Annotated in this window: 5 protein-coding genes and 2 pseudogenes; 3 read left to right on the top strand and 4 right to left on the bottom strand. The window is 71.0% G+C overall.

Annotated elements, in window-relative coordinates:
- Positions 1-38: 38 nt before the first annotated feature.
- Positions 39-2486, bottom strand: a pseudogene (locus tag ND747_RS18650) (Tn3 family transposase); the annotation flags it as partial.
- 95 nt (positions 2487-2581) lie between these two features.
- On the opposite strand from ND747_RS18650, the gene ND747_RS18645 reads away from it, so the two are divergent.
- Positions 2582-2848: a hypothetical protein gene (locus ND747_RS18645; protein ID WP_251734976.1), complete on the top strand. Its 267-nt coding sequence runs from the start codon at positions 2582-2584 to the stop codon at positions 2846-2848.
- Between the two features lie 8 nt (positions 2849-2856).
- Here the strand turns inward: ND747_RS18645 and ND747_RS18640 are convergent, their stop codons facing one another.
- The 3 genes from ND747_RS18640 to ND747_RS18630 form a co-directional block, all read right to left on the bottom strand.
- Complete coding sequence (locus ND747_RS18640; protein WP_251734974.1) at positions 2857-5874, bottom strand: Tn3 family transposase; 3018 nt, start codon at positions 5872-5874, stop codon at positions 2857-2859.
- A gap of 134 nt (positions 5875-6008) precedes the next feature.
- The gene (locus ND747_RS18635) at positions 6009-6203 is read right to left on the bottom strand and encodes a hypothetical protein (RefSeq protein WP_251734973.1); all 195 of its coding nucleotides are present in this window, start codon (positions 6201-6203) and stop codon (positions 6009-6011) included.
- 323 nt (positions 6204-6526) lie between these two features.
- The gene (locus ND747_RS18630) at positions 6527-7456 is read right to left on the bottom strand and encodes a site-specific integrase (RefSeq protein ID WP_251734972.1); all 930 of its coding nucleotides are present in this window, start codon (positions 7454-7456) and stop codon (positions 6527-6529) included.
- A 168-nt stretch (positions 7457-7624) separates the two neighbouring features.
- Between ND747_RS18630 and ND747_RS18625 the strand changes: the two genes are divergently transcribed.
- Both ND747_RS18625 and ND747_RS18620 read left to right on the top strand, forming a co-directional pair.
- Positions 7625-7987 (top strand): PadR family transcriptional regulator, encoded by a 363-nt coding sequence (locus tag ND747_RS18625; RefSeq protein ID WP_248841385.1) that lies wholly within the window; start codon positions 7625-7627, stop codon positions 7985-7987.
- Positions 7984-8392 (top strand): annotated as a pseudogene (locus tag ND747_RS18620) (hypothetical protein); the annotation flags it as partial. The gene ND747_RS18625 and the pseudogene ND747_RS18620, both read left to right, overlap by 4 nt.

Here is an 8392-nt window from a genome sequence, read left to right as displayed (position 1 = left end):
AACCCGCTTCCAGGAGTACGATAAAGCCGCCTAACCGTTCAAAGCCCTACCTGTGAACGAAACCGGGGCAGCTTCAGGTGGTTGCTGGCGAGCTCGCCGCTCTTGCCGAAGAACAGCACGTCGTTGACACCGTTCCACCGCTCGACGACGTTGAGTCCCGCGTTGATCTCTCGCTGGAGGTCGCGGTCCCGCAGGTACCGACAAGCGAAGATCGTCTTTTGGGCGCGGCCGAGTTCGAGCATGGCCTGGTAGACGGGGTGGGAGGCGTTGCGGGTGAACCGGCGCAGGATCGCCTCGGTGGTCGCGGTGCCGGTCCGGATCGCGGTGGCGTACTTGACGAGCATGTCGTAGTTCCGCTCGATCACGTCCCAGCGGATCGGCCGGGTCATCGCGGGCTCGAGCGCCGGGTAGGGCAGGTCGGCGGCGGGCCCGGGCCGGTAGAGGCGGACCTTGCCGATCTGTTTGATCCTCGGCAGGAGATCGAAGCCGAGAAGCCGGGTGATCCCGAAGCCGATCTCGGATTGGCCATGGGAGTCGACGTGGTTCCCGGCGACTTTCATCGCGGTGCCGTGGCGCATGACGCCTTCGATCATGGCGGCGACCTCGGAGGCGGTGCAGCTGATGACCTGGGAGTGGATGGCCATCGCGCCTTTCTCGACGCTCCAGTAGACGAGGACTCCGCGTCCGCCGTAGCGGGAGTGCCATTCGGTGAAGATGTTGCGGTCGTAGGCGCCGAAGTGGGTGGAGTCCGAGGCGATGGTGGTGGTGCCCTCACCCCAGACGTTGTGCTGGCGGGCGGCGAAGGTGGCGTTGGCGATCTCGATGCCGGCGGCTTTCAGCCCGGCGGGGGTGAGGTAGCGGCGGGCGGTGTAGCGCAGGTCGTCCTCGCTGTGGCCGTGGTCGCCGGCCGCGGCGGTCCGTAGGCCGCTGTTGGTGCCGTAGGCGTAGGTGATGAGCAGGAGCCGCTCGACGAGGACCGCTTCGGGCAGGGCTTCGCGGACGCCGACGGGGGCCAGGGCGCGCAGCATCCCGGTGCGTAGCGCCGTCTCCTTGGGGATCTCGATGAGGGGGACGGTGCCCCACCGGGTTCGGATCGCCTGTTTGAGCCGGCGCAGGTTACGGGGTTCGGGGACCGCGTCGAGTGGGGTCAGCCGGATCGGGCCGAGCGGCCGCTCGGCGATCGAGAGCCAGTCTGCGGCCGGCACCGCGGTGTTGAGCTGGTCGAGGGCGGCGCGCATCTCCTCACGCAGGCCTTCGGTGAACACAGTCGCGGCCAGGGGGAGGTTGAGCTTGTCGTAGTGCTCGGCGCGGCGGTCGGCGAAGTCGGCGGGCAGGTCCTCGTCCGGGTTACGCCACTTGTCCGCGCCGATGACCCAGATCTCCTTACAGCGCAGCCGTTCCCGTAGCGCGATCAGTACGCAGCACTCGTAGACGTGGCGGACGATCCGCGTCCGGCCGCGGGCGTCGGTGGCCACGGCGAACTCCCGCCACTCCTCGCGCACGACCCCGTCGAGCACCGCCTGCTCGCCGAGCGGGTAGTAGGTGGTCTTCGCGTCGGCGTAGCGCAGGATCAGCGCCAGCCCGTCCAGGACCGGGCGGTGGGCGGTGTTCGAGAAGCGGAACTCCAACACCCGTAGCAACCGGATCAGCCCGGCCCGGTAGTGGCCGGTGTAGGAGGAACGGAACACCTGGCGCTTGTCGCGTTCGTAGCCACCCGCGCGGCCCTTGTAGTCGGCCAGCAGGTCGGTCAGGCCCTGTTCCCCACCGAGCACCGGGTAGATCACCTGACGGACCGGGTCCTCCGGACGGGCCAGCGACACCTCGGCGATCCGGTGCAGCGTCACGCCGGTGTTACGGATCCGCTTGTACTCGCGGACGAACCGCTCGGTGACCGTCTTCTCCGCGTGCGCGTTGATTTTGTGGATCGTCGAGTTCAACAACTCGACGAGCGTGTCGGTGATCTCCCGCTCGCGTAGGTGCAGCAACGCGGCCAGCAACACCAGCCGGACTGGGCGGGGATGGGCGCGCAGGTGGCTGGGGGACTCGACTCCGGCGCGGGCCCGCCACGCGGCGACCGCCTTCGGGCCGACCCCGGCGAACACCCCGGCCGGCAGGGCGACGGCGCGTACCGCTTCGAGTTTCGCGATCTCGGTGAGCATCGAGGCGAGGCTGACGTTGCCCGGATCGGACTTGATCGCCGCCAGCACGTCGGCGTCGTCATCCTCCAGGTCGTCACCGCCCGGTCCGGGCGGGCCAGTGGTGTCGAGGCCGACGAGGGCGTCGAGGCGGGCGCTGGTCGGCGCGTCCAACCGTGCGGCGACCAGCGCGGTCAGCGCCTCGTCGGCCTGGCGGATACCGGAGTGCACGATCAGACGGATTCGATCGGCGCTCGGTGGCTCGATCCGCTCCCGACGGCAGTGCGCGAGTAGCTCGGCGCGGACGTAGTCCGGGCGGCGGTCCTCCTGGGCGGCCCCGCCGGCCAGCCAGCGGGCAAGCTCGAGGTCGAGTAGGAACGGAACCGTGAGCCGGGGTTGGTGTCACATTTGTTGATACTGCTGGTGGCGGTGGCCAGGCTGGTCGGGTGAGTTCGGAGAAGGTCGCGTTCCTGCGGGCGGATGTCGAGCGGCTGTGCGCTGGGTTGGCCGAGCTGGCACCCGCGCTGCGGCTACGGACGCTGACGGAGTTGCGGGCGGCAGTCGACGAGGTGACCTCACCGGCGTTGGCGGCGGCCATCGCCGCCGCGCAGGAGGAAGGCTGGGGGCTGCGCCGGATCGGCGCGTTCGTCGGGCTGTCGCACGAGCACGTCCGTCGCACGCTCGCGGCTGTCCCGCCGGTGGTCGGCGAGTAGTCGGTCCGTCAGGTCGTCGGGTGCGGGGTGCGCAGGGGGCGGAGTTGGCCGTCGCGGATGTCGTCGGGCAGGGAGAAGTTGTACCGACCGAGCATCCGCAGGTGGTCGAACCCAAGGGGTGAGAGCCGGGCGACGTCGGCGGCCGCGACCGGGCGGCCTTCGGCGCGGATCTGGTCGAGGGCGCGGGCGATATAGACCGTGTTCCACAGGATGCAGACATTGGTCAGGAACCCGAGGGCGCCGAGCTGATCTTCCTGGCCTTCGCGGTAGCGCTGGCGGAGTTCGCCTTTCTGGCCGTGGCAGATCTTGCGGCAGAGCTGGTGGCGGGATTCCTGCCGGTTGAGCTGGGTGTTGACCCGGCGGCGCAGGAGTTCGTCGTCGTAGTAGCCGGCGAGGTAGGTCGAGCGGTCGAGGCGGCCGAGCTCGATGAGCGCCCGGCCGATCGGGGTGGGGGTGCCGCCGCCGGTCAGGTAGCGGAACAGTTCGGCGGGGCGGACCGCGCCGGTGAGCAGAGAGCCGGCGACGCGCAGCAGGTCGTCCCAGCTGTCGGTGATGATCCCGGTGTTGACCCGGGTTTTGATCAGGTTGTCGAGCGGGCCGTAGTGGGCGGTCGGGTCGGTGCGGTAGAGGGTGGCGGAGCCGGCGTCGGCGAGGCGGGGGGAGAACTGCCAGCCGAGCAGACGGATGATCCCGAAGCCCATTTCGGAGGCGCCGGCGGTGTCGGTGGCGATCTCGACCGGCCGCAGCGACGTCTCTTGGTCGAGGAGCCCCTCAAGCAGGTAGTACCAGTCGCGGGGGGTGCCGGGGATGACGATGCCGTGAAAGCCGGTGAACTGGTCCGAGGTGAAGTTGTAGTAGGTCACGCCCTTGGCGCCGCGGCCGAAGTACTTCGGGTTCGGGCCGGCGTTGATCGTGCGGACAGGGACGACGAACCGTAGCCCGTCGGCGGAGGCCAGCTCGCCGCCGCCCCAAGCGGCGACCAGCGGCAGGCCTGCGTGGTAGTCGACGAGAGCGGCGTTGGCGGCCGTGAGGGTGGCGGCGCGCAGGTAGTTCTGTTCGACCCAGAACAGCCGGTCCAGGGCGAGCGCGGAGACGGTGTCGGAGGCGACGGCGGCCAGGCCGATGTTCATCGCCTGCGCGGCGAGCACCGCCGCGACCGAGATGGTCATGTCCTCGCGGCGCGACGAGACGCCGCCGACATGGGTGAAGTGCTCCAGGCAGCCGGTCCACCTGTGCACTTCCAGCAGCGCTTCGGTCAGGTCGACGGCGGGGATCCGGGCGTCGACGTCGGCACGCAGCGCGGTCAGGGAGGCGGGATCGTCGAGTTTCTCCAGGCCGGTGAGCACGAGCCGGTCGCGGCCGTCGCGCTGCTCGATGCGCACCGACGGGTTGTCGGCCAGGCCGTCGGCGAGCCGGCGGTAGGCCGCGTCGAGCCGGCCGGCCCACCGGTCCACATCCACACCCGGTTCGGGGTCCAGGCCGAGGTCGGCGCAGATCTGCGGGCGAGCCTTCTCCCAGGCGTCGCCGGACAGCAGGCCGGCGGTCGGGTCGCCCCATTTGCGCAGGCCGGGGATGAACACCTCGTGGCGGCGCAGCGCCTCGCGCAGCCGTTCGACGGTGGCGACGGTGTAGGCCCGGGTATCGACCTCGCCGGCCTGGTCGCCGCTGGTCGGGAAGACCCGCCGGTGCCAGGCGGCGGACAGCAGGCCCGCGGGCACGGCCTCCGGGGCGAGCGGGGTGCGGCTGCGGCGCCGCGGCAGGGCGGCGAGGAACTCGAGCGCTTCGAGTATCCGTTGGCCCTGGCCGCCGTGCGCGTCGAAATCGATTACCGACAGGAGGCGTGGCAGGAAACGACGCACCGTGGCGTACCGCTCGAGGAGTTCGGCCTGGAAGGTGTCGCCGGGTTCCCGGGCGAGTTCGCCGACGGTGTCGGCCGCCGCGTCGACTGCGGCGATGTCCAGTTCGGCGAGCATCTCGCGGAGGTCTCCGTCCGGGTCGGCGGCGGCCAGGCCGATCGCCAGCCACGCCCGGCGCAGTACCAGCGCCGCCCCGTCCAGGTCCTTCAGGGTGCGCAGCCGCGCTTGGCCGGCCCGTGAGCCGGAGGTGCGGACCAGGTCGCCGACGACGAGGTCGAACACCTCGATCGCCTCGTCGGCCGCGGTCGCGCGCATGGTTGCGGCGAACGCGACCAGCGTCGCCAGACCACGGGGCGCGGCGAGTTCGGCGACCGCCTGGGCGCGGGCGGCGTTCGCGAACCGTGCCAGCGCGGCGATCCGCCCCGCCGGCACCGCGGTCAGGTCCCAGCTGGCCGCGCCCAGCCCGTCGATCTCGACGTAGCGGTCCAGGGCCTTCACGACGCCGGCGCCGCTGACGTCGGTCGGACTGCGGCGCAGCCGGTCCAGCCGGGACGTTCGCCGCCCCGCCTCGATCACGACCAGCTGCTCCAACTCGACGCGCTGCGCGGGGCTGGGCGCCGCGGCCAACAGCCGGTACTGTCGAGCCGCGGTGCGCTCCCGGATACCGGCGACCAGACGCTCAAGCACCGTCACACCGGGCAGTAGCACCTTCGCCTCGACGAGCCGGTTGGTGGCCAGGTCGAACAGGACACTGGGCCGTTCGTTGGCGTGCCAGGCCCGCAGGTACAGCCAGCGGGCCAGCGCCCACCACTGCGACGCCCCGAAGACCTGATAGCCGTAGGCGTCACGGATCCGCGCCTGGTGGCCCCAACGGGCCTCCCGCTGCGCGTAGCCATTCAGATCATCGGGGTCCAGGCCGAGCTGCTCGGCGACATAGTCGATGACCACCGCTGGCACGTCCGTCGGGTCGAGCAGGAACGTGCCCAAAAACCGCACGGTGCCCAGCTGCACGGCAAAGCCCAACTGGTTGCGCCGGCCGTGCGAGGCCATCGCCCGTCGCCGCGCGTCCGCGTCCAAGTGGAAGAAGCCGCCCAGCTGCACCTCGTCCGGCGACGCGTTGAACCGACCAAAGCGACGGCGCTGCTCCTCAGTGAGGAAGTTGACGGGCACAGCACGTCCTTGTCGCCAGATCATCCGGAGCTTTTGTGCCGGATCGTCCCACGGAGCGAGGTGACCTCTCTCCCAGGACTCCAGGCCGGCGAGACGGCGAAGTCAGATGTCGGCGCGGACGGGAAAGCGCACCCTTACAGCGCCCCCACCGTCGCGAGTACGACGACCGCCAGGCCCAACGCGCCTCCGAACGCGGCGCCGCCGCGCTGGACCGCGGCAGGCAGGGAGGCGCCATCGGCCCGGGCAAGGATGCCAGCGAGCAGGGCGACTACGAGGGAGATCGCCGCGCACAGGGCGACGACGAGGACACGACCCAGGATCTCGGACATAGCGATGCGCTCCATACCCCTGCGCCATGCCCGGTCGACACAGCGCTGGCTTGGAGAAGCGAAGGCCTGCGTCACACGAGGAATCCACATCGGAAGATGATCACAATGTGGGGAGGGAGCCAGCGTTGGGGCGCCAAGGACCGGGACTCGGCGACACCCGGTGGTCCTAAGGACGTCGACACGCCCTCGACAGGGCGGTCATCGAACAGATGGTCCTTGAGTTCCTCTAACAATCCCCCGTGCCGGTTGACTTCTCCAGCACCGTACCGCCGCGCACCCTACTTCGGGAGCGATCTGCTCAACCAGGGCCGGACCGCAGCGATTCAGCGACGACGGGCCGGATCCCGCCCGGCCTGCCAGCGGGCCAGCGCTTCCGGCGAGACCCGGGCGTAGCGGGCCAGGGAAGCGACCGAGGTGTGCCCCGAGTAGGACAGCAGCGTCGAGGTGTTCGCGCCGTCCTCGGCGGCATGTGTAAGTGCCGAGTGGCGTAGCTGGTGCAACGTTGCCCCGCTCGTCGCCGCGGTGAACAGCTCGGCGGCGCGGCGGTAGGACAGCCGGGCTCGGCCGCTGCCCGGGTCGAGGTCTCCTGGTGGGAGGGCGAGGCGGGCACGCCGGTCGGTGAGGAACACAGGCCCTGCTGCCCGTCCTTTGAGCAGCCGTGGCAGCAGGCGTGCGGTGCCGGTGCGCCAGACGATGACGTCGACGGCGTTGCCCTTGCGGCGGACCTTGGCGCACCGGTTGCGCAGGTCGAGGTCGTCGGCGTCGAGGGCCAGGACCTCGGAGGCGCGGGCGGCGGTCTCGTACAACATCCGCCACAGCACCCGCTCCCGCAGCCCGATGTCCTCCCGACCAAGCAGCTCCTCGACGACCGCACGCGCCAGCGCCCTACTGCGGTCAGGTGCGCGGCTGCGGCGGCGGACGGCCCGGGTCGGGTCACCGGCGATCCAGCCCTGGTCCCGCCAGTAGCCGGCCGCCGAGCGCAGCGCGTCGAGGTTGCGGTTGAACGTCGCCGGTGCCGCTGGCCCCCACCGCTCGGCGAACCAGCCCGCCACCGTGCTCGCCGTCCCCGGGTCGTCGAGCACCGCGACCAGCGACCCGGGCCCGAGGTGCTCGCGCAGCTGGCGCAACGTCGAGGCGTAGACCCGCCGGGTTCCCGCCGTCTCCGGGTGATCCAACGTCGAGAGAAATGCGCCGACGGCCTCAGCGACAGTCGGCGCCTCGGAAGGCCGTGTCAGCGCCCGCACCACGCCCACAGTCGCCCCTCCGTCGCTATCGCAGAAAAGCACCCCGAGTCGACCCCGTCCGGCGACCCTGTCCGACCAGGTCGCCGGTGACGCTACCGCAGAAAATCGGCTGTTTTCCGCGGTGGAAGTCTTCATCACCTCTTGCCCTATGTAGACATGTCGCTTAGCGTGGCAGGGGTGGGACGTCGACAGAGCAGCACCGGGCCGCGGATCACCTTCCAGACCGCCGCGGTCCTGCAGGTCATGCTCCACGCCCCGACCCTGGAGTACTACGGCCTCGAAGTCGCCGGAGCCACCGGCCTGCCCACCGGCACGATCTACCCGATCCTCGCCCGCCTCGAGAACGCCGGCTGGATCACCTCGCACTGGGAACAGCGCGACCCCTCCGAACTCGAACGTCCCCGGCGCCGGCTCTACACCCTCACCGGCCACGGCGCCCATGCCGCCCGTGCCGCCCTCGACCAGGCCCGCCGGCTCACCACCCCGACCCTGAACCCCGGTCTCGGCCGTCCCGGTCGTCCCCAGGAGAACCCGGCATGACCCCCACCCCGCGACGCCGACGCCGGGTCCGCCAACTCCAGATCGCCCTGTACCTTTTCGCCAGCCTGCTGACCCTCACCACCATTGCCACCGCGGCCCTCTACCGGCACGACACCGCACACGCCCACCACGTCACCGCGACCGCCGACACGGCAGAACGCCACCTGCTCGCCGGCATCCGCACCCTCACCCGCACCTGCCCCACCCCCACCACCGGCGCCTGCCTGAACTTCGAACTCCACCTGCCCGCCAACACCCGCCTGCCCGCCGGCGCCTTCCTGCCCTCCGACGCCATCCTGCCCGCCGGCACCCGCCTGCCCGCCGGCACCGTCCTGCCTGCCGACGCCATCCTGCCCGCCGGCACCCGCCTGCCCGCCGGCACCGTCCTGCCCGCCGGCACCGTCC

It is taken from the genome of Frankia sp. R82 (assembly GCF_023716925.1).
GTDB lineage: Bacteria > Actinomycetota > Actinomycetes > Frankiales > Frankiaceae > Frankia.
The sequence above is the reverse complement of the archived record's forward strand: the minus strand, read 5'-3'. Positions and strand labels throughout refer to the sequence as shown.